This window comes from Streptomyces sp. Tu 2975 (assembly GCF_009832925.1).
In the GTDB taxonomy this organism is placed as follows: Bacteria; Actinomycetota; Actinomycetes; order Streptomycetales; family Streptomycetaceae; genus Streptomyces.
Genome location: NZ_CP047140.1, coordinates 1,975,193 through 1,997,274 on the forward strand (window position 1 = coordinate 1,975,193; position 22,082 = coordinate 1,997,274).

Sequence of the window (22,082 nt, forward strand, 5' to 3'; positions counted from 1 at the left end):
AGCCAGGGGAATTCGGAAATCTGTGGACAGCAAGGCCGTTGTGGATAACTCGATGACTCCGGAGAGTGACGAAGTAGCGGTGTGTGCCCGGTGGTGCCCCGCTGTTCGTCCCGGTTCTCACTTCGGCGGGAAACGGATCTCGTTGCGGTCGATCTTCTCCGACAGAGCCTGAAGGGCGTCGATCCCGAGCACCTCACAGAACTGCAACAGGTACGCCAGCACATCAGCGACCTCGTCACGCACCCGGTGTGCCCCCTCCGGCTCCTCCATCACCCGCGCCGACTCCTCGGGCGTCAACCACTGGAAGATCTCGACCAGTTCGGCCGCCTCGACGCTCAGCGCCACAGCCAGGTTCTTCGGCGTGTGGTACGGCTCCCAGCCGCGCGCCGCCGCGAACGCGGCCAGTCTGCGCTGCAGCCCCTCGACATCCGGCCCGTCGTCTCTCGTCACGGCACCAGGTCTACCACCGTCACGCCGTCGATCCCCCGCGCGCACGACGCGTCCGTGACGGTCCCCACCAGCCTGATGTGCCCTCGCGCACACATCTCGGCCCCCAGCGCCACCAGTTGACGGGTCTGTTCGGGGTCGAGGCTGCGGTCGAAGCCGTCGGCGAGCACCGTGAGCGACTGGTAGGCCACGGGCACCTCCGCCACCTGGTCCATGGCGAGCACCCCCGGCCCGGTGAGCAGCACCAGGGCGAGCCCCAGATACCTGAGCTCCCCTTCGCCGAGCCGCCCCACCGGCGTCGAGCCCAGCGCGCCGCCCCGCGCGAGCAGGGCGCGTACCCGCCCGCCCGCCAGTTCCTCGACCGCGACGTCGGCCACCGCTCCCGCGCACCCCATCCGTGCCGCCGACGCGAGCCTCGCGTGCCGCTTGGCGCACTCACTGCGCGTGCGGTGCAGTACCTCGGCCAGGTTGTCGCAGCCGCGGCGCAGCCGCCCGGCCCCCGCCGGCACGGGCTGACGCATCCGCTCCGGTCGCGGGTCGCAGGCGAACACCGACCGCAGTGCCACCACGACCTGCTCGGCCGCGGCGAGCACCTGTAACTGCGCCTCGGTGCTCCCCGCCACGCGCAGGGGCAGCAGCGCGGTGCCCAGCCTGTCGTCGGGCAGCGGACCCCGGGTGACGGTCGCGGAGCCCGCGGTGTGCCACGCCGCTTCCACGACGGACCGGGCGGGGTCGCGCAGTGCGGTGGTCAGCAGGGTCCGGCCGCAGCCGGTGAGCCTTTCGCCCGCCACCCGCAGGCTCGGTTCGGTCTGCACGGCCAGGTCGAGCAGGACCGGGCCGGCCGGGCCGTCGACCGTGCAGCCGATACGGAATCCGCGCCGGCCCTGCCTGTCGGCGACCGCCCGCTCCGGGACGCACTCGGCCGGTTCGGGGAACGCGGTGGCCAGGTCGCGGCCGGCGCCCAGGAGCGCCAGCGCCTCGTACGCCTGGAGCGCGTTCGACTTGCCGCTGCCGCTCGGCCCCGCGAAGAGCGTCATGGGGCCGAGCGGGAACGCGGCGGCGCGGTGCGATCTGAAGGCGGAGAGCCGTAACTGCGTGACAGCGGGCCGGGTGTTGCTCCCCCGGCCGGGCGGCGTGTCCGGATCCACGCCCGGCGTGCGGCTCACGATCGGCGTTCTCGCGTCCATGACCTGCGTTTTCGCGTCCATGATCGGGACGGTACGCAGCCTTGGACACGCCGAACCGTTCCGCCTGAGGGACCTTCCTACGAATGAGGTACGGCGGCGGCCGTGGCCCCTTCGACCTCGGTGCCGACGGGTGCGAGCAGAAAGACGTTCCGGTCGACCCGGTGCATCTGGCACCCGAGTCCGAAGACCACACCGCTGCTGAAGTCGAGGATCCGCTTGGCGACGTCGCTGTCGGCGCCGGTGAGGTCCAGCAGCACCGGCATCCCGGCGACGAGGTACTCGGCGACCTCGCGCGCGTCGCCGAAGACCTGTACGCGCAGGACGATGAAACGACGGTGCTCGGCGGCCTCGTACTCCCGTGGGACCGTGACGTGGTCGACCCGCGACGGCCACTCGTTGCGGCCGCGCAGCGGGACCACCTGGGCCAGGCCTTCCCACTGCTCGTCGGTGACGTCGTACCTCTCGTACCTACTCATGGGTCCATCCTCACCCCCCTCACCCGTTCGGCCCAACACCGACACGGATCGAGGAACAGGAACCCGCTCCGCACCGTGTCCGGCACGGCCGGGAGCGGCGCTCTTCCGCGCCCCGACCACAGCGATCCCCTGGCCCGGGAGTCCCGGACCAGGGGATCAGCGGCAGAGGCTCAGCCGCGTTCGAAAACGGCGACCGTGCGTGCCGGGACCGTGAAGGTGCCCGAGCCCTTCTCGTACGCGGCCGCCTTGACGGTCGCGTCCGCGCCCGTGCGCTGGACCGGGTGGAGGGCGTAGTCCTCACCGGCCAGTGCCGCGACCCGCTGGGTCTGCTCCTGCGGACCGGCGTTGAACACCACGACCAGGTCGTCGAGCTGCATGGTGATCACACCGGGTGTCTCGTCCTTGCCCGACAGCGGGAAGGACAGCGCCGACTGGACCTGCCCGGCGGTGGCCAGGCCGAAGGCCGGCTCGCCGGTGCGGATCCGCAGCAGGTCCCGGTAGGCCGCGGAGGCGCCGTTGATCTCGGCGCAGCCCACGGTCAGCGACGGGTCGGTGAGCAGCGGCTTCGCGAAGCCCCACTTGGGCTTGTTGTCGGCCTCCGGCGGCAGTCCGCGGCCGAAGCCGTTGCCGTCGCGGCAGTCCCAGTGGATGGCGTTGAACCAGTCACCGCTGTCGTAGGAGTTGCGGTCCAGCGACTTGGACCGCAGCAGGTCGGAGCCGGCCTGGGAGAGCGAGGGCCCCTGCGACAGTGCCGATGTCGCCATCGCGAGCACCTGCATCCGGGCCCGGTCGGCCGGTGACGTGCCGGCCGGGAGCTTGAAGGCCAGTGCGTCGTACAGCGACTCGTTGTCGTGGGCGTCCGAGTAGGCCAGGGCGTCACCGGGCACGGCGGCGTAGCCGGCCGGGGCGCCGTTGTAGTCGACCTGCGAGCCCTTGACGGTACGGCCGCCGGTGTCGGTGAAGGAGTAGGACGCGAGGTTGCCGGACAGCCCGACCTTGATCAGGTCCTGGTAGTGCAGCAGCCGCGCCTTCTGCTCGGCCTGTGTGCCGTTGGCCTTCGAGGTGTTCGGGTCGGTGTAGAGACCGGAGGCGAAGCCCTGCACACCCGGGTCCTCGTCGAACGGTCCGCCGCCACGGACGGCGTCGCGCGCCCGGTCGGAGAAGGTGGCGATGCCGGTGCCCGCCATGTTCTTCTGCGTGGCCTGGACGAACCGGGCGTCGTCGGCGATCTCGCCGAAGTTCCAGCCCTCCCCGTAGAGGATGATCTTCTTGCCGTCCACGCCGTCCCGCTCGGGCGTCAGCTCGTCGAGCGCGGCGCGCACCGCCAGGATGTTCTCCTTCGGGTGGTGTCCCATCAGGTCGAAGCGGAAGCCGTCCACCTTGTAGTCACGCGCCCAGGTCACGACGGAGTCGACGACGAGCTTGCCCATCATCGCGTTCTCCGGCGCGGTGTTGGCGCAGCACGTGGAGGTGGCGACACTGCCGTCGGCCAGCAGCCGCTGGTAGTAGCCGGGCACGACCTTGTCCAGGACGGACTTGTCCGACTGCCCCGCGGCCACGGTGTGGTTGTAGACCACGTCCATGACGGTGCGCAGGCCCTCCTCGTTCAGCGCCTTGACCATCTGCCGGAACTCGACCGTGCGCTTCGTGCCGTCCGGGTCGGTGGCGTACGAGCCCTCCGGGACGGTGTAGTGCAGCGGGTCGTAGCCCCAGTTGAACGCGTCCTTCGCGGCCGCCGCGGCGACGCACGCCTGCTGCTCGTCCGAGTCGGGCGCGTAGATCTTCAGGTCGCACTCGGGCTGCTGCTGGTCCGACTTCTTCTCGGGGATGGTGCCGATGTCGAAGGCGGGCAGCAGATGGACGTACGAGGTGCCGGCGCCGGCCAGTTCGCGCAGGTGCTTCGAGCCCTTGCTGTCCTTGTCGGCGAAGGCGAGGTAGGTGCCCTTGTTCTCGGCGGTGGCGTCCGCGATCGAGAAGTCGCGGATGTGCAGCTCCTGGATCTGGGCGTCCTTCAGGGGCACGGCCGCCGGCTTCTTCAGCGTCGACCAGCCCTTCGGCGCGAGCGACCTGTCGGACAGGTCGGCGACGACGCTCTTCTCCGAGTCCGCCGTCAGCGCCAGCGAGTACGGGTCGGTGACCTTGTTGGTGACGACCTTCTGGACGGAGGGGGCCCAGACCTTCACGTTGTACCGGTACGTGTCCCCCTTCCAGTTCCTGCCGCCCTTGACCGACCAGACACCGCTCGCCTCGTCGCGGCGCATCGCCACGGTCTTCCCTCGAGTTCGAGGGAGACGTGCTGGGCGGTGGGCGCCCAGAGCCGCAGCGTCGGCACGCCCTTGCGGTCGAAGGTGGTGCCGAGGTCGGCCTTGGTGGCCCTGGCGGCGTACACGTCGTCGAGCACTCCGGCGATCTGCACCCCGGTGGCCGTGACCGCGGCTCCGCCGGCGGCGTACTGGGCCGCCACGAGCTGGCTCTTCAGCGCTTCCCGGATGCGGTCGCGGTCGCGCGGGTCGACCGTGTGGGCGGCGTACTTCGCCAGGTGCGGGAACTTCTCCTTCTGGGCGTCGGTGAGCTCCGTCCTGGCGAGGCGCAGTACGCGGCGGTCACCGGTGAGCGCACCGTCCTTGACCGCGATCGAGCCGTCGCGCGAGTAGAGCAGGGCGCTGGAGGCGGCGGCCTCGCTGCCGTTCCAGGCGACGGTGTTCTCGTCGATCCAGACCGCCTGCGCCTTGGTCAGGTCCAGTGCCGCTCCGCCGCCCTTGGGCTGCGGCAGCAGGTACTTCTCCTGGCCGGCGAGCAGCCACACCTCGTGGCCGTCGGCCTTGAGGTCGAGCGACTGGTCGGACGGCAGGTCCTTCTCGTCGCCCTTGTGGAGGATGTAGCTGAGGGACGTGGCGCCGGGCGCCAGCGGCACCTCGTAGACCGCGCCGTACGCGTCGGTCCGCACCGGCTCCAGCGGCTTCGACCAGTCGGTCGGGTTCGCGGCACCGGTCCAGGTGTGCAGGCCCCAGCCGGCGTGGTCGCCGTCGGCCCGCTTGTAGTGCAGGATCGCCTTGCCGGTGTCCTGGGGCGGGTAGGCGCCCTCGGGCGCCGTGTTCCGCACCTCCGGCTTGCCCTGCTCGATCCAGACCTCGCCGGTGCTGGACAGATCGATGCTGCGGTCGGCGTCGGTGTCCTTCACGCCGTCCTTGTTCACGGCAATGAAGCCGACGGAGGATGCACCGGGCTTGAGCTTGACGTAGGCGAAGGCGCCGTAGGCGTCACGTCCGGTGAAGGGCTTGCCCGCGGGCCAGGTGGTGCCTTCGCCCTCGGCGATGTCGCCCCAGGTGTACAGGCCCCAGTCGTCGTAGTCCCCGTCGGCGCGCTTGTAGTGGACGATCGCGTAGTCGCGCTGGGTGGCGCTCGGCGGCTGCTCGACGGCCGGGGCGCCGCTGGTGGTGGCGGCCGCGGCGCTCGCGGTACGGCCGGCGCTGTCGACGACGACGGCCTTGTAGCGCAGGGCCGTCCCGGCCGGGGCCGTGATGTGCTGGGTGACCTTGTAAGGGGCGTGGTCGGCGGAGCCGAGGACCTGCCACTTGCCGTTGCCGGTCTGGGCCGCGAACACGACACGGTTCAGCTGCCCGCCGTCGACGTCGGCGGAGATCTCGACGGTACCGGTGGCGTCGGCCCCGGGTGCCTCGAGCGTGATCGACGGCGCGGCGGCGGGTGCGGCCAGCGACCCGGCCGCCTTGAGGACGACGGAGGAGAGCGCGGGTACGGTCACCTCGATCTTCTTGTCGGCCCCGCTGCGGACGGTGCCGTCGGCGCCGTGGACCGCGGTGAAGTCCATGGCGGCCGAACCGGTCGGCACCTGGACGGTCTTCGCCTCCGTGGCGTTGTTGACCGCGACGACGTACTCGGTCGCCGTCCGGGCGTCGGTGCGGGAGAAGGCGTACACCGAGTCCTGCGCGTACCGCTGCTGCTGGATGCCGTCACGCAGCGCGGGGTGGGTCTTGGTGAGCTTCGCGAGCGCGGCGATCTGCCGGTAGAGCGGGTGCGAGGTGTCGTACGCGTCCTCGGCGTGCGTGCGGCCGGTGCCGATCTGGTCGTCGTCCAGGAAGTCGGCGGTCTTCGAGGCGAACAGCGTCTGGCGCGCGTCCTTGTCGCCGCCGGCCCCGGTGTATCCCTGCTCGTCGCCGTAGTAGACGACGGGGTTGCCGCGGCTGAGGAACATCAGCTCGTTGGCGAGCCGGTAGCGCTTCAGCAGCTCGGCGTCGTCGGCGTCCTTGTTGTCCTGCGCGAGGAAGGTGCCGAAGCGGCCCATGTCGTGGTTGCCGAGGAAGGGCACGGACTCGTAGGCGTTGGCCTTGTCCGTGGTGTAGCGGTAGTCCTGCGCGAAGAGGTTCGCCAGCTTCTCGGCGGACCCGCCCTGCGAGGCGAAGGTGCGTGCCGCGTCCTGGAACGGGAAGTCGAGCGTGGCGTCGAGGCGGCCCTGGGTGACGTACTTCGAGGTGATGGCCGGGTCGGCGGAGTAGACCTCGCCGAACATGAAGAAGTCGTCACGGCCGCGCTTCGCGGCGTACTCGTCCAGCGAGGTCGCCCACTGGGTCCAGAACCCGGTGTTGACGTGCTTGACCGTGTCGATGCGGAAGCCGTCGATGTCGAAGTCGCGGACCCAGCGCTGGTAGATCTTCTCCATGCCCTCGACGACCTCGGGACGTTCGGTCCACAGGTCGTCCAGGCCGACGAAGTCGCCGTGCTCGGAGGATTCGCCGGCGAAGGTCGAGTCACCGCGGTTGTGGTACATCTCCGGGTCGTTGAGCCAGGAGGGGACCTTGAGGTTCTTCTTGGCGTCCGGCACGACGGGGGTGCGCGGGAAGGAGTCCTCGTCGGTGCGGGGGAAGCGCCTGGTGCCGTCGGCGTAGTCGCTGTCGTCGAACGGCACGCCGCCCTCGGTCAGGTAGGGGAAGGCGCCCTTGGAGAGATAGCCGTACGACTTCTCCTTGTAGTCCACGACGTCGGCGGTGTGGTTGGTGATGACGTCGAAGAAGACCTTCATGCCCTTGGCGTGGGCCTTGTCGATCAGCCGCTCCAGGTCGGCGTTGGTGCCGAAGTGCGGGTCGACCTGGGTGAAGTCGGTGATCCAGTAGCCGTGGTAGCCGGCGCCCGCGTCCTTCCCCTCGCCCTGCACGGGCTGGTTCTTGAAGATGGGCGCCATCCAGATGGCGGTGGTGCCGAGCCCCTTGATGTAGTCCAGCTTGTCGGTGAGCCCCTTGAGGTCGCCGCCCTGGTAGAAGCCCTTATCGGTGGGGTCGTAGCCGGTGGTGAGGCGCGAACCGGTCAGTCCGCCGCGGTCGTTGTTCCTGTCACCGTTCGCGAAGCGGTCGGGCAGGACGAAGTAGAACTGCTCGCGGGTGAGGTCGTGGCGGGCCGGCTCGGCGGCGAGCGATCTGTCCGACGGCGGCTTCGGCGGTTCGGGCGCCGCGGCCGCCGGAAGGGCGGTCACGAGCGCCGCGACCGTCGCAGTCGCCGCGGCGGCGGCCACGAGGTGGCGCAGCGGGACACGAGGGCGTATCAAGGCGGGTCTCTCCTGGATGAGGGTTGTTGTGGTGCGAGTGCGGTGCCCCGCGCCCGGGGAGGGACGCGGGCAGCACGGGGGTGGCGTCAGTTGCGCCAGGTGTCGTTCAGCGTGACCTTGCCGGAGGACGGGACGGTGGCGGTGCGGTTGGCGCCGCTCTCCCAGGTGACGTTGCCTGCTCCGTCCTTGCGGATGTACTTGTACTCGAAGGACGTCCCGGCGGTGAGGTTCACGTCCGCCTTCCAGACGGGGTAGGCCGCCGGGTCGAGCTCGACCGCGCCGGCGGGGTTCCAGCCGCCGAGCGCCGGCTGGTTGCCGGTGACGTAGATGTTCTGGCCGACGACCGTGGTGGCGTCGACGGCGAAGGACGCGCCCGCGCTCACGGGTCCGGGATCGGTCGAACCGCCGCCGCAGTCCCGCGCGCCGGCGTGCAGTGCGAGGGCGGTGCCGGCGCCGAGCGTGGCCGTGAACCGGCCGGAGCCGTTGACGGCGACGCTTTTGCCGCTCTGCACGTCGCAGTAGGTGCCGGACGGGAGAGAGGTCTGGAAGGTGCGGGTCAGCGCGGCGCCCTCCTGGTTGATGGCTACGTACGCCTTGCCGCCCCGCCCGAAGGCGATCTGGTCGGCACCGTTGTCCCACCAGTTCGTGACGCTCTGGCCGCGGGCGGTGTTGCGGAAGCCGACCATCGAGGAGATCTCGCGCCAGGAGTGCTGGCACTTCCACCCGTCGCTGTAGCAGCTGCTCACCGCTCCGCCGTTCGGCGGGCCTGCGTCGTGATTGCCGAACTCGTAGCCGGAGTGGACGTCGGGCGAGCCGTACGGCCAGGCGAGCATGAAGACATGGGCCAGGGTGTAGTCGGCCCCGTCCTTGTAGGTGAGGGTGTCGCCGCCGCGCTCCGTGTCGTGGTTGGCGACGAAGACGGCCGACTTCACGGACTCCATGAAGCCCCAGCCCTCACCGAAGTTCTTCAGGTGGGCGAGGCTCCCGCCGGTGAAGACCTGCTTGAGTCCGCGTCCGTAGCGGAACTCCTGTACGTCGCCGCTGCCGAGGTATTCGCTCGGGGAGACGGCTTCGCCCGCGCCGTGGATGGCCTCGTGCTTCCAGTGGACGCCCGGGTTCGCGAGCTTGCCCTTGATGGCGGCCAGGTCGTCGGCCGGCATGTGCTTGGAGGCGTCGATGCGGAAGCCGTCCACGCCGAGCGACAGCAGGTCGTTCAGGTATCCGGCGATCTTGCCCCGGACGTACTCCTCGCCGGTGTCCAGGTCCGCGAGCCCGACGAGCTCGCAGTTCTGCACGTTCCCGCGGTCCTGGTAGTTGTTGATCTGCGAGGTGCAGTTGTCCATGTCGTACGAGGAGTACAGGCCGGGGTAGTTGTACTTCGTGTACGCGGATCCGCCTGTCCCGGTGCCGGAACCGGCGGACATGTGGTTGATGACGGAGTCGGCGACGACCTTGACCCCCGCCGCGTGGCAGGCGTCGACCATGCTCTTGAAGGCGGCGCGGTCACCGAGACGTCCGGCGATCCGGTAGCTGACGGGCTGGTAAGAGGTCCACCACTGGCTGCCCTGGATGTGCTCCTGAGGCGGCGAGACCTGTACGAATCCGTAGCCGGCGGGGCCGAGGGAGTCGGTACAGGCGCGGGCGACCGAGTCGAACTTCCACTCGAACATCACCGCGGTGACGTCCTTGTCGCCGGGTGGGGCGGCCTGGGCGGTGCTGGGGGCCGTGACGGCGACGGCGGCTCCTGCCACAACGGCGAGTGCCGCGGCCACGGTTCTGTTGGCCATGATTCCTCCTGGGCTCACAGGAAGGTGCGGATGCGAGGGGTCAGCCTCGTGCGGCAACGCGCCGTGCCCGCAAGGCCTTGGGGATTTCTTGCTGCAAGAAGTCTGAAACTCGTTGCGGACGAGACCGTAGGGCCCGCCCGGCCGCCGGTCAACCCTTCGAGGCACACTCCGGTGACATGCTTGAAAACCCGCCGTTTCGTGGCCGCAAACTCTTTCGCAAGCTATTGCAACGGTGTTACGTTCAACCATGACTCCGGTCCGGCCCCCAACCCGGGTCGTGGCGGGTCATCCGGGCACGAGCCGTTGACGGTCATCCCCAGTGGGTGCCTTCCACGGCCTTGCCCCGGCCGGGGGTTCCGGTGAAGACCGGGGCCCTGCACGCCCGGCCGGCCGGGGGTTCCGGTCAGCGCCGGGGCCCTACGCGCCCGGCCGGCCGGGCCGGTCACCGCACCGGCCCGTGAGCCGGAGCGCCTCAACAGGCCGCAGGATCACGGGCATCGGGCCTATCCGCCCCCGACCCACCGGCCGAGACCTACGAGCTGGAGGCCCGGGGCCGCCGAAAGACCCCGCCGCGCCCCGACCAGGGGCAGGCCCCGGGCCTCCCGAACAGCCGCACGGCACCGCCGCGTTCGCACCACGCGCCACGTCCGGGCCCGCAACCGACCAGGGCGCGGACCCGGCCCGCAGGCCCGGCGCCGCGCCCCTCACCGCCGGGCCCGTTCCCGGCCGATCGGCACTGCTGTCAGCGCCGCGGCGCACCCGTCGAGCCGCGCACCACGAGTTCCGGCTGGAAGACGAACTCCGTGCGCTGCACCGGGTTTCCGTCGATCTCCTCGACCAGCGCGTCCACCGCCGCCGTCGCCATGGCCTGTACCGGCTGACGCACCGTCGTGAGCGGCGGGTCCGTGAAGGCGATGAGGGGCGAGTCGTCGAATCCGACGACCGAGACGTCCCCGGGCACCTCTAGCCCCCGCGCCCGCACCGCCCTGATGGCGCCGAGCGCCATCAGGTCGCTGCCGCAGACGATGCCGGTGCACCCCTGGTCGAGCAGCAGGCCGGCGGCCGCCTGGCCGCCCTCGACGGAGAACAGCGTGCGCTGGATGAGCCCCTCCGCCTCGTCCGCGCTCAACCCCAGCATCGTCTGGAGGGCCTCGGTGAAGCCCTCGGCCTTGCGCAGCGAGGGCACATAGCGGGTGGGGCCGATGGCCAGACCGATGCGCTCATGGCCGAGTTCGACGAGGTGCCGCACGGCCATCCGCGCCGCGGACCGGTCGTCCGGCGAGACGAACGGCGCCTCCACGGCCTCGTTGTAGCCGTTGATCAGGACGAACGGGATGCCACGGCCCGCCAGTTTGAGATAGCGGGTGGGGTCGGCCGTCGTGTCGGCATGCAGCCCGGAGAGGAACACGATGCCCGTGACGCCGCGTTCCTCGAGCTGCTCGACCAGCTCGTCCTCCGTCGAACCGCCGGGCATCTGCGTGCACAGCACGGGCGTGTAGCCGTGGCCCGCCAGCACCTGTTCGATGACCTGCGCGAACGCCGGGAAGATCGGGTTCGTCAGCTCGGGGATGATCAGCCCGACGAGCCCGGCGCTGCGTTGCCGCAGGCGCACGGGCCGCTCGTAACCGAGCACGTCGAGGGCGGCCAGCACCTTGTGCCGGGTGGCGGCGGCGACGCCGGCCTTGCCGTTCAGCACCCGGCTGACCGTGGCTTCGCTGACCTGCGCCTGGAGAGCGAGATCGGCGAGCCTCGGGGCGCCGTTCCCGTCACCCCGAGGCAGCGGGATCGTCACACCGCCCACCAGACGGTCGTGTCGGCGGGCAGCTCCGCCATGTCGTCCACGATCATCACCGTCTCGTTGGCGAGCAGGGTGCGGCCGGGCAGCGGGACACGGACCGTCTCGCCGGTGGTGTTGGCGGTGCAGACGAAGCCGTCACGGCGGAACGCGAGCACACCCTCGGGGGACTCCAGCCACTCCACGGCCGTCCCGGCGCCGAGGCCCGGGTGCTCACGGCGCACCGCGAGCGCGCTGCGGTAGAGCTCGAGCGTGGAACCGGGGTCGCCGGTCTGCGCCTCGACGCTCAGACCGCCCCAGGAGGCGGGCTGCGGCAGCCAGCTGCCGCCGCTGCCGAAGCCGTACGAGGAGCCTGCCACGGTCCACGGGATCGGCACCCGGCAGCCGTCGCGGTATCCGTCCTGGCCGGCCGCGCGGAAGAACGACGGGTCCTGGCGCACCTCGTCCGGGAGGTCGGTGACGTCGGGCAGGCCGAGCTCCTCGCCCTGGTAGATGTAGGCGGAGCCGGGCAGGGCCAGCATCAGCAGCGTCGCGGCGCGGGCCCGGCGCAGACCGAGCTCGCGGTCCCCGGCCGTGCGGAGCTGGGTGCCGAGGCCCGCCGGGTTGGCGAAGCGGGTGGCGTGCCGGGTGACGTCGTGGTTCGACAGCACCCAGGTGGCGGGGGCGTCGACCGGGCGCATCGCGGCGAGCGAGCTGTCGATCACGGCGCGCAGCTCGGCGGCGTCCCAGGGGGTGCCCAGGTACTGGAAGTTGAACGCCTGGTGGAGCTCGTCGGGGCGCACGTAGTTCGCGGTGCGCTCCACGGTCGGTGTCCACGCCTCCGCGACGGCGATCCGGTCGTCCGGGTACTCGTCGAGGATGGTGCGCCAGCTGCGGTAGATCTCGTGCACACCGTCCTGGTCGAAGAACGGCATGACATCGTTTCCGAGCAGCTTGACCTGGTCGCTGCCGCCGAGGTCCGGCAGGCCCTCGGCCTTGACCAGGCCGTGGGCGACGTCGACGCGGAAGCCGTCCACGCCCATGTCGAGCCAGAAGCGCAGAATCGAGCGGAACTCGTCGGCGACGGCCGGGTTGTCCCAGTTGAAGTCCGGCTGCTCCGGGGCGAAGAGGTGCAGGTACCACTCGCCGTCCTCGGTGCGCGTCCAGGCCGGGCCGCCGAAGATGGACTCCCAGTCGTTGGGCGGGAGTTCTCCGTTCGCGCCCTTGCCGGGGCGGAAGTGGTAGCGGGCCCGCAGCGGGGACCCGGGCCCCTCGCGCAGCGCGCGCTTGAACCACTCGTGCTGGTCGGAGGAGTGGTTGGGGACGAGGTCCACGATGACGCGCAGACCCAGCTCGTGGGCGTCGCGGATCAGCGCGTCGGCGTCGAGGAGCGTGCCGAACATCGGGTCGATGGCACGGTAGTCGGCGACGTCGTAGCCGGCGTCGGCCTGCGGGGACGCGTAGAAGGGGCTGAGCCACACAGCGTCGACACCGAGGTCCTTCAGGTACGGCAGTCTGCTGCGCACGCCTTCGAGATCGCCCATGCCGTCGCCGTTCCCGTCGGCGAAGCTGCGCGGATAGACCTGGTAGATCACCGCGTCGCGCCACCAGCCCGTGTGCGTGCCGGACGTGGGGGCGGCGGGGGCAGCAAGGTGCTGGGTCATGTCATCCCTGGAGGTGATGGGGTGGGGTGCGACGCCGGCCCGGGGATCAGGCACGGACCGGCGTCGCCGCTTCATACGGGTGGTCAGCCCTTGACGGCACCGGCGGACATACCGGTCACCAGGTGCCGCTGGGCGAAGAGGAACACGAGCGCGGCCGGGATGGCGATGAGCACGGAGGCCGCCGCCATCGGGCCCCACTGGGCGCCGTACTGGTTGACGAACTTCTGCAGACCGCCCGCGAGCGTCAGGTTCTCGTCGCCGACCATGAAGGCGGAGGCGTAGGCCACCTCGCCCCAGGCGGTGATGAACGAGTAGAACGCGGTGACCGCGATGCCGGGCTTGGCGAGCGGCAGGATCAGCCGCCAGAACGTGCCGAACGGGGTGAGCCCGTCGACCTGGCCCGATTCGTCGATCTCCATCGGGATGGTGTCGAAGAAGCCCTTCATCATCCACGCGCAGAACGGGACGGCGATGGTCAGGTACGTGACGACCAGGCCCACGGGCTGGTTGAGCAGTCCCATCGTGGCCATGATGTTGTAGATCGGCACGATCAGGACCGCGACCGGGAACATCTGGGTGATGAGCAGGGTCCACATCAGTCCGCGCTTGCCGGGGAACCGGAAGCGGCTGACCGCGTAGCCGGTGGTCGCGGAGACGAAGACGCCGAGGACGGTGGTGAGGCCCGCGATCAGCAGCGAGTTGCCGAACCAGGTGAGGAACTCGGTGTTCTCGAGCAGGTCGGTGTAGTTCGCGAGGGTCGTTTCCTTCACGAAGTCCGTGGTGATCGCGTACTTCGCCGGCTTGAGAGAGGTCAGGAAGACCCACAGCACCGGGAAGACGGCGATCACGGAGGCCACGATCAGGGTGGCGTGCAGACCGACGGAGGCCAGCGGCGAACGGCGGTCGCGGCGGGATGTGTTCACGGCGGTGGTCACCAGACTTCTCCCTGCTTGCGGAGGACTCGCCGGTAGACCGCGGCGAAGAGCATCAACAGGACGAGGATCAGCACGCCCCACGTGGACGACTGGGCGAAGTCGCGAGGGCTGATCTCGAAGGCGAACTTGTACGCCTGGGTGACCAGGATCTGTGTCGCCTCGCCGGGCCCGCCCCGGGTGAGCAGGAAGATCACCGGGAACATGTTGAACGTCCAGATGGTGCTCAGCAGGATCACGGTGGTGCTCACGGAACGCAGTCCGGGCAGCGTGATGTTGCGGAACCGCTGCCAGGCGCTCGCGCCGTCCATCTCGGCGGCCTCGTAGAGCTCGCCCGGGATGGACTGGAGGCCGCCGAGGAGGGCGACCATCATGAACGGCACACCGAGCCAGACGTTGACGGCGATCACCGAGAACTTGGCCCAGGTCGGGTCGTTGAGCCACGGCACGGCGTCGATGCCGCCGCCCGCGAGGATCTTGTTGAGGAGTCCGTTGTCCTGGTTGTAGAGGAAGCGCCAGGCGAAGACGGATACGAAGCCGGGCACCGCCCAGGGCAGGATCAGCAGCATCCGGTAGAAGGAGCGGCCGGCGATCCTGCGGTTGAGCATGTTGGCGAGGCCGAGGCCGAGGACGAACGTGACCGAGACGCAGGCCACCGTCCACACCAGCGTCCAGCCGAGCGTGCCGAGGAACTGGTCGCCGGTCAGGGCCTCCGTGTAGTTGTCCAGACCCACGAACTCGTACGTCGCGGGGATCTCGTTGACGCCGATGCTCCGGGCGACGTTCCGCTCGTTCGCGTCCGTCAGCGACAGGTAGATGCCGCGGAACAGCGGGTAGCCGATGATCACGGCGATCACGACGGTCACCGGGGCGACCATCGCCCAGGCGTACCAGTGTGTGGAGAGGGAACGCTTGAGCTTCCGCTCGGGCTTGCCAGTACCGCGGCTCCGGCCGCGGGCGACATCGCCCGCGGCCTTCGCCACCGACTGGCTGCTGGTGTCCACAGCCATCAGCCGGCCAACCTTCCTGTTACTTCCAGTCCTTCAGGAGCTTGCGGTAGGCGTCGCCCGCCGCCTTCGCGCCCTTCTCCGGGGTGGTCTGGCCGGTGAGGACCTTGGTGTACTCGGTCACGAGCGGGGCGAAGAGGCTGCCGGTCTCGGGGATCCAGGGGCGCTCGACGGCCTTGTCGACGACCGGGCGGAAGAAGTTGACGATCTCGTTGCTGGCGACACCGGGCTGCGAGTAGACCGAGGTGCGGGTCGGGAGCAGGTTGAGCTCCTTGGCGACCTGGGCCTGGGTCTCGGCGGAGGTCATGTACTCGGTGAAGGCGTACGAGGCGTCCAGGTTCTTGGAGCCCGCGTAGACCGCGAGGTTGTGGCCGCCCTGCGGGGCACCCTGGCCGGCCGAACCGGCGGGCACGGGGGCGACGCCGAGGTTGGCCTTGTCGGTGAACTCCGGGCCCGCGTAGGTGTCGGCGACGGCCCACGGGCCGTTGATCATCATGGCGACCTTGCCTTCCTTGAAGGCGGTCTGCATGTTGTTCCAGCCGTCGGTGGCGTCGGTCTTGGCGGCACCGGAGGTGACCAGGTCCTTGACGACCTTCATCGCCTTGACGCCGGCCTCGTTGTCGACCGTGATGCTCTTGTTCTTGGCGTCGACCAGGTCGCCGCCCTCGCCGTAGAGGAAGGAGAGGAACCAGTAGGCGTCGTCGCCGCGCAGGTAGAGGCCGGTCTTGCCGGTCTTGTCCTTGATGGCGGCGGAGACGGTCTTCAGCTCGTCGATGGTCTTGGGGACCTCGACACCGGCCTCCTTGAAGATCTTCTTGTTGTAGAAGATGCCCATGGAGTCGATGACCTGCGGCGCGGCGTAGGTCTTGCCGTTGTACTTGGTGGAGGCCGCGGCCTGCTTGAGGAAGTCGTCCTCGTCCTTCAGCGCGGCGGTGCCGTCGAGCGGCGCGAGGTAGCCGAGGTCGGCGAACTCGGGGGTCCAGGCGACCTCGGAGCGGATGACGTCGGGGGCGCCGGAGCCGGACTGGGCGGCGTTCTTGAACTTGTTCTGCGCCTCACCGAACGGCACGTTGACGTACTTGACGGTGACCTTCGGGTGCTTCTTGGTGAAGTCCTCGGCGATCTTCTTGAAGACCTTGTCCTCGCTGCCGACCGTCGAGGTGTCCCACCAGGTGACCGTGCCGCTGAGCTCACCCGAGCTCGTCTTACCGGTGTCGCCGCTGTCGTCCCCGCCGCACGCCGTCGCCGACACGGCCAGTGCCGAGACCAGAGCGATGGCCGCTATGCCACGCCGCATGTGAACTCCTTCAACTGATCCCGGAAGGGCGGAGGCGAAGACCTGCCTCCCGCCGTCCGCTCCCTCGCGGTGCCGGGTTGCCAGGAACGTAACAGGGCTGAAAACCATCGGAAAGACCTTGCGGCAAATTTCTGCAAGGACGGGTGATCGTTACATCCGCGTGTCCTGAGAGTTGCCGAAGGATCGCTTGACACCCTTCCCGGAACCGGACCACGCCCAGGGTGCGTCCCTGGGCGGGCCCGTCGCAAGCGCTCCGCAAGGCTTTGCAGCGATGTGACAGGTTTCATGCCCCCGGACGCCCCGCCGACGGCGCCGGCGGCGACATGAGGCGGTGAAACTGCCGATTCCCGCACCTGGTGGGCAATCCGACGTACGCCCGGTACAGTCCACTTCCATGACCGCGCGGCTCGCCGACATCGCAGCCCAGGCGGGGGTCAGTGAAGCCACAGTCAGCCGCGTGCTCAACGGCAAGCCCGGCGTGGCCGCGGCCACCCGCGAATCCGTCCTTGCCGCCCTCGACGTGCTCGGCTACGAACGTCCGGTGCGGCTGCGGCAGCGCAGCGCGGGACTGGTCGGACTGATAACCCCCGAGCTGGACAACCCCATCTTTCCCGCCCTCGCCCAGGTCATCGGCCAGGCCCTGACCCGCCAGGGATACACCCCGGTGCTCGCGACCCAGACCCCCGGCGGGTCCACGGAGGACGAGCTCACCGAGATGCTCGTGGACCGCGGCGTCTCCGGCATCATCTTCGTCTCCGGACTGCACGCCGACACCACCGCCGACATGCAGCGCTACGACCAGCTGCGCGCCAAGGGTGTCCCGTACGTCCTGGTCAACGGATTCTCGCCGAAGGTGCAGGCCCCCTTCGTCTCCCCCGACGACCGGGCCGCGATGCAGCTCGCCGTGACCCACCTTGCCTCGCTCGGGCACACCCGGATCGGCCTCGCGCTCGGCCCCAGGCGGTTCGTGCCGGTGCTGCGCAAGATAGAGGGCTTCCAGCTCGCCATGGAGGAGCGGCTCGGGCTGTCCCCGGATGCGTCGCAGGAGCTGATCCAGCACTCCCTCTACACCCTCGAGGGCGGCCAGGCCGCCGCGGCGGCGCTGATCGCCAAGGGGTGCACCGCGATCGCCTGCGCCAGCGACATGATGGCGCTCGGCGCCATCAGGGCCGCCCGGCAGCAGGGACTGCACGTGCCGAGGGACATCTCGGTGGTCGGCTTCGACGACTCGCCGCTCATAGCGTTCACCGATCCGCCGCTGACCACGATCCGCCAGCCCGTGCAGGCGATGGGACAGGCGTCGGTGCGCGCGCTGCTGGAGGAGATAGGGGGCACACCCGCCCCGCACAGCGAGTTCGTGTTCATGCCGGAGCTGGTGGTCCGCGGTTCGACCGCCTCGGCGGCCAAGCGGACCCCGGACCGGGACGGAGCCGACGGGTGAGCGGTCGCCCTTACGACGTGCTGGTCGTCGGCGGCACCGGCGTGGACACGATCGTCCGCGTCGACGCGCTGGAAGTGCCGCCGGGCGACTCGCTGTTCGTCCCCCCGGTGCTCGACTACGTGGGCCACACCGGCAACGGGGTGGCGCTGGGATGGCGGGCACTCGGCCTCGCCACCAAGTTCATCGACTTCCTCGGCGACGACGTCCAGGGCAGGACGGTGCTCGCCGCGTACGAGGAGCACGGCCTCGACTTCAGCCATGTCGTCTCCCCGCACGGCACACCCCGCGGCATCAACCTGGTCGACCCGCAGGGCCGCCGCTTCTCCTTCTACGACGGCCGCCACCCCGCCGAGCTGCGGCTTCCGCGCGCCTTCTACCTGCCTCACCTGGAGCGCGCCCGGCACGTCCATCTGTCCATCGTCGGCCACAACCGCGACATGTACGAGGACATCCACCGGCTCGGGATCACCAGCTCCACCGACCTGCACGACTGGGACGGCCGCAATCCGCACCACCGCGACTACGCCCTCGCCTCCGACTACGTCTTCCTGAGCGCCGCCGCGCTGCACGGCCGGCTCGGGACGGTGATGAGAAGCATCGTCGACGAGGGCCGCGCGCGGATCGTCGTCGCGACCGACGGCGCGGAGGGCTGCCATCTGCTGGTGCGTGGTGAGGACAAGGTCCGCCACTTCCCCGCGGTCCGGCCCGAGCGGCCCGTCGTCGACAGCAACGGCGCCGGGGACGCGTTCGTCACCGCCTTCCTGCACACGCTGTTCGAGGGCGGCGACGTGGAGCGGTGCGTGCTCGCCGGTTCCGTGTCGGGCGCCTTCGCCTGCGGCTCGGCCGGCACGCACACCGAGTTCATCGGCCTGCCGGAACTACGCGCCGCGTGCGCGAGGGCGGCCTTCCCGGCCTGAACGGGCCGGCCCTGAACGGCCGCGCCGACCGGAGACATGCGCCGGGGCCCGCGGTGCGCCCCACGCGCCCCGCAGGCCCCGACTCCCCTGCGTGTCAGCTCTTGACCGCCCCCGAGGTGATGCCGCCGACGATGTGCTTGCCGAGAAGGGCGAAGACCAGCAGCAGCGGCACGGTGGCGATGAACGCGCCGGTCAGCACGATCGCGTGGTTGACGGTGTGGTTGCCGGAGCCGAGCCCGGCGAGAGCCACCTGGAGTGTGGGCGCACCGTCCGGCGTGAGGGCGATGAACGGCCAGAAGAAGTCGTTCCACGCCTGCACGAAGATCAGCATGCCGAGGACCGCCATCGCCGGCCGGGCGATGGGGAAGACGACGTGCCAGATGATGCGCAGGCTGTGCGCGCCGTCCATCCTGGCGGCCTCGATGAGCTCCACCGGCAGCGCCTCGAGCAGGTACTGCCGCATGAAGAACACACCGAAGGCGGCGACCAGGCTGGGCAGGATCACCGACTGCAGCTGGTTGACCCAGCCGAACTCGGTGATCAGCTGGTAGAGCGGGATGACGCTGAGCTGCGGCGGCACCGTCATCGTCGCCACCACGACCGCCAGCAGCACGTTGCGCCCCTTGAACCGCAGCTTGGCGAAGGCGAACCCGGCGAGCGTCGCGAACAGCACCGTGCTCGTCGCGACCGCGCCGGCGACGATCGTCGTGTTGATCAGCGCCTCTCCCATGTCCACCTGGTTCCAGGCGATGGAGAGGTTGTTGAACAGCTCCCGGCCCGGCAGCAGCGGGCTCGGGGCCTGCACGACGCGCTCACCGGTGTGGGAGGCGGCGACCAGGTTCCAGTAGAGCGGGAAGAGGGAGACGACCGCGGCGAAGACCAGCAGCGCGTACGTCAGCGGACCACCGTGGTGCTGACGGCCGGCCTTCTGGCCGAGCCGCCTCCGGCGACCCCCGCTCGTGGGGACGCGGCGGGCGCCGGGGTCCTGTTCAGCACATGGCTCATGAGCGTGCCGCTCCGTTCTTCTTCTGCGCGTTCGACCTGCTGAGCAGGCGCTGCACGAGTCCGATGGCCAGCAGCAGGAGCAGCATCACCCAGGCGATGGCGGAGGCCTGGCCGAGCGCGCCGGTGACCCAACCCTTCTCGTACATCAGCAGACTCAGCGTCTGGTACTGGTTGCCGCTGCCGCCGCCGATGCCGAGGCTGCCGCCGAAGATCAGCGGCTCACCGAACAGTTGGGTGGCGCCGATGGTGGAGACGACGATGGTGAACAGGATCGTCGGCTTGATCGAGGGGATCGTGATGCTGATGAACTGCCGGAAGCGCGACGCCCCGTCGAGTGCGGCCGCCTCGTAGAGGTCGTTCGGAACGGCCTGCATCGCGGCCAGGTAGATGAGGGCGTTGTAGCCGGTCCAGCGCCAGGTGACGATCGTGGAGATGGCGATCTGGGCGGGCCACTTCTCGGTCTCCCAGTTGACCGGGTCGATGCCCACGTAACCGAGCAGCTGGTTGATCATCCCGTAGTCGGTGTTGAACAGCTGGGCGAAGACGAGCGCGGCTGCCGCGATCGAGGTGGCGTACGGGGCGAGGATCGCCACGCGGTAGAAACCCCGGCCGCGGATGCGGTAGTTGAGCAGATGCGCCAGACCGAGTGCCATGAGCAGCTGCGGCACGGTGGAGATCACACCGATGGTGAAGGTGTTCGCCAGGGCGTTCCAGAAGAAGTCGCTCTCCGCGAGCCTGGTGTAGTTGCCCAGGCCCCGCCATTCGGCCTCGCCGCCCAGTTCGACCTTCTGGAGCGACAGCCAGCCGGTGTAGAGGAGCGGGAAGAGACCGAAGGCGGCGAAGACGAGGAAGAACGGCGCGACGTAGACGTACGGGGTCGCCTTGAGGTCGATGCGGTACAGGCGGCTGCGCCAGCCGGACGGGTCCCGGTGCTTGGGGGCCCTGGGCGCGCCGGAGGGGGCGTCGATCACAGCGGCGCCCTTGTCGGGCTGGAGGGAGGTGGCCATCAGGCGCCCTTTCCCTGGTGAGTGGTGACGGAACGGCGGATGGCTTCGACGGCACCCGCGAAGGGGCCGCCGGCTGCCGCGCGAGGCAGCCGGCGGGAGGCGGCGACTACTGGTCGATCTTGTCGTCGACCAGCTTCTTCACGTTGTTCCAGGCCTTCTCGGGCGAGGTGCCACGCGTCTCGATGTCGAGGATTCCGTTGTCCGTCAGGAAGGTCTTCACCTGTCCGTCCCAGCGGCCGATCGGAGCGGGCTTGATCTGCTGGGCGGCCTCGGAGTAGATCTTGCCGACCGGGACGCCGGGGAAGTACTCCGGTTGGGCGTTCTGCACGGTCTCGGACTTGAGGCCGTCCGTGGTCGAGGGGATGTTGCCGTTCACGGCGAAGACCTTGGCCTGCTGCTCGGGCGCGGTCAGCCAGGCGGCGAGCTTCGCGGCCTCGGCGGTGTGCTTGCCCGCCTTGGGCACGGCGAGGAAGGAGCCGCCCCAGTTCGCCGGGACGGGCGCCTGGGCGATGTCCCACTTGCCCTTGTTGGCGGGGCCGGCCTGGTCCTTGATGATGCCGGTCATCCAGGAGGGACAGGCGACGGTGGCGAACTTGGAGTTCTTGAAGGCCGCGTTCCAGGTGCCCTTCTCGTCGAACTGCCGCAGCTTGGCGGTGAGTCCGCCCTGCGCGGCCTTGACGGCGGTGTCCCAGGCCTTCATCACGCCGAGGCTGCTCTCCCAGCGCAGCCGGCCGTCCTCACCGGAGTACTGGTCCGGCTGGCTGGAGACCACGGCGTTGAACAGACCGCTCGCCGAGTCGTGGAACGCGGTGCCCGCCGGCGCCTTGGCCTTGTACTTCTCGCCCTGCTCGAGGAACTTGGCCCAGTCGCCCGCCCACAGCTTGCCGACCTCTTCGCGGTCGGTGGGCAGCCCCGCCTTCTGGAAGAGGTCCTTGCGGTAGCAGATGCCCATCGGGCCGATGTCCGTACCCAGCGCGACGGTCGAGCCGTTCGGGGCGGTGGCCTGCTTGACCTTCCAGTCGAGGAACTTCGAGGTGTCGACGCCCTCGGCCTTGCCCAGGTCCACGAACTTCCCGGACATCGCCTCGCCGGTGGCCTCCGCGATGTAACCGACCTCGATGGCCTGGATGTCGGCGAGTCCGCTGCCCTGCGAGAGCCGCAGCTTCAGCGCGTCCCAGTACTTCTGGCCGTCGGCGACGTTCGTCTCTTCGATCTTGATTCCGGGGTTCAGCTTCTCGTACTCGGCGTAGAGCTTGGCGCCGGTCTTGTCGTCGAACCCGAACGATCCGAAGGTGCCTACACGGAGGGTGATCGTCCCGCCGCCCGAGCCGTCGTCGCCCTCGTCGCCGCCGGAGCCGCCGCATCCGGTCACGAGGAGGCCGAGGGACAGCAGACCCGCGGTGGTGAGGGTGACTGCGCGGCGTCTGCGCGGGACGTCACCGGAAGTTATGCGCATTCGAGGCTCCTACGACTGTTTTCGGCTGGTGGCGGGCCCAGAGCGACAGAGTGGGGCTGACGGCGAACAGGACCGGTCACAAGAGGGGAAAGTGAGGAAGCGGTGCAAGGGCAGACCCCGAGCGGGCC

The 22,082-nt window shown here is 69.7% G+C and carries 14 protein-coding genes and 1 pseudogene; 2 read left to right on the forward strand and 13 right to left on the reverse strand.

What is annotated here, in order from left to right; translation table 11 throughout:
* Positions 1-117 precede the first annotated feature (117 nt).
* The 10 genes and pseudogenes from GLX30_RS08650 to GLX30_RS08695 all read right to left on the reverse strand — a co-directional run bounded on the left by GLX30_RS08650 (position 118) and on the right by GLX30_RS08695 (position 16,128).
* A complete protein-coding gene (locus tag GLX30_RS08650; protein WP_159685564.1) occupies positions 118-450 on the reverse strand; it encodes a nucleotide pyrophosphohydrolase in 333 nt (110 codons plus the stop codon).
* Positions 447-1,655 (reverse strand): ATP-binding protein, encoded by a 1,209-nt coding sequence (locus GLX30_RS08655; RefSeq protein ID WP_244258076.1) that lies wholly within the window; start codon positions 1,653-1,655, stop codon positions 447-449. Before GLX30_RS08655 ends, GLX30_RS08650 begins: the two co-directional genes overlap by 4 nt.
* A 56-nt stretch (positions 1,656-1,711) precedes the next feature.
* The gene (locus GLX30_RS08660; RefSeq protein ID WP_159685567.1) at positions 1,712-2,110 is read right to left on the reverse strand and encodes a cell division protein SepF; all 399 of its coding nucleotides are present in this window, start codon (positions 2,108-2,110) and stop codon (positions 1,712-1,714) included.
* 170 nt (positions 2,111-2,280) lie between these two features.
* Positions 2,281-7,646 (reverse strand): annotated as a pseudogene (gene pulA / locus GLX30_RS08665) (pullulanase-type alpha-1,6-glucosidase).
* 107 nt (positions 7,647-7,753) lie between these two features.
* On the reverse strand, positions 7,754-9,454 hold the full coding sequence (locus tag GLX30_RS08670) for a carbohydrate-binding module family 20 domain-containing protein (protein WP_159685570.1): 1,701 nt from the start codon (positions 9,452-9,454) through the stop codon (positions 7,754-7,756).
* 742 nt (positions 9,455-10,196) lie between these two features.
* A complete protein-coding gene (locus GLX30_RS08675) occupies positions 10,197-11,255 on the reverse strand; it encodes a LacI family DNA-binding transcriptional regulator (protein ID WP_159685572.1) in 1,059 nt (352 codons plus the stop codon).
* Positions 11,243-12,892 (reverse strand): glycoside hydrolase family 13 protein, encoded by a 1,650-nt coding sequence (locus GLX30_RS08680; RefSeq protein WP_159685575.1) that lies wholly within the window; start codon positions 12,890-12,892, stop codon positions 11,243-11,245. The genes GLX30_RS08675 and GLX30_RS08680 overlap by 13 nt, the downstream gene beginning before the upstream one ends.
* Positions 12,893-12,975: 83 nt before the next feature.
* Positions 12,976-13,830 (reverse strand): carbohydrate ABC transporter permease, encoded by an 855-nt coding sequence (locus GLX30_RS08685; protein WP_159694940.1) that lies wholly within the window; start codon positions 13,828-13,830, stop codon positions 12,976-12,978.
* Complete coding sequence (locus GLX30_RS08690; RefSeq protein WP_159685577.1) at positions 13,824-14,834, reverse strand: sugar ABC transporter permease; 1,011 nt, start codon at positions 14,832-14,834, stop codon at positions 13,824-13,826. The genes GLX30_RS08685 and GLX30_RS08690 overlap by 7 nt, the downstream gene beginning before the upstream one ends.
* A 19-nt stretch (positions 14,835-14,853) precedes the next feature.
* The gene (locus GLX30_RS08695) at positions 14,854-16,128 is read right to left on the reverse strand and encodes an extracellular solute-binding protein (protein ID WP_159685580.1); all 1,275 of its coding nucleotides are present in this window, start codon (positions 16,126-16,128) and stop codon (positions 14,854-14,856) included.
* Positions 16,129-16,522: 394 nt separating this feature from the next.
* Between GLX30_RS08695 and GLX30_RS08700 the strand changes: the two genes are divergently transcribed.
* The gene (locus tag GLX30_RS08700; protein ID WP_159685583.1) at positions 16,523-17,569 is read left to right on the forward strand and encodes a LacI family DNA-binding transcriptional regulator; all 1,047 of its coding nucleotides are present in this window, start codon (positions 16,523-16,525) and stop codon (positions 17,567-17,569) included.
* Positions 17,566-18,486, forward strand: a complete 921-nt coding sequence (locus tag GLX30_RS08705; RefSeq protein ID WP_159685585.1) for a carbohydrate kinase family protein — start codon at positions 17,566-17,568, stop codon at positions 18,484-18,486. Before GLX30_RS08700 ends, GLX30_RS08705 begins: the two co-directional genes overlap by 4 nt.
* 94 nt (positions 18,487-18,580) lie before the next feature.
* Here the strand turns inward: GLX30_RS08705 and GLX30_RS08710 are convergent, their stop codons facing one another.
* From GLX30_RS08710 to GLX30_RS08720, 3 genes are all read right to left on the reverse strand, one after another.
* On the reverse strand, positions 18,581-19,384 hold the full coding sequence (locus GLX30_RS08710; protein WP_159694941.1) for a carbohydrate ABC transporter permease: 804 nt from the start codon (positions 19,382-19,384) through the stop codon (positions 18,581-18,583).
* A gap of 103 nt (positions 19,385-19,487) precedes the next feature.
* Positions 19,488-20,498, reverse strand: a complete 1,011-nt coding sequence (locus GLX30_RS08715) for a sugar ABC transporter permease (RefSeq protein ID WP_159685588.1) — start codon at positions 20,496-20,498, stop codon at positions 19,488-19,490.
* A gap of 106 nt (positions 20,499-20,604) precedes the next feature.
* On the reverse strand, positions 20,605-21,954 hold the full coding sequence (locus GLX30_RS08720; RefSeq protein ID WP_159685590.1) for an ABC transporter substrate-binding protein: 1,350 nt from the start codon (positions 21,952-21,954) through the stop codon (positions 20,605-20,607).
* Positions 21,955-22,082 lie beyond the last annotated feature (128 nt).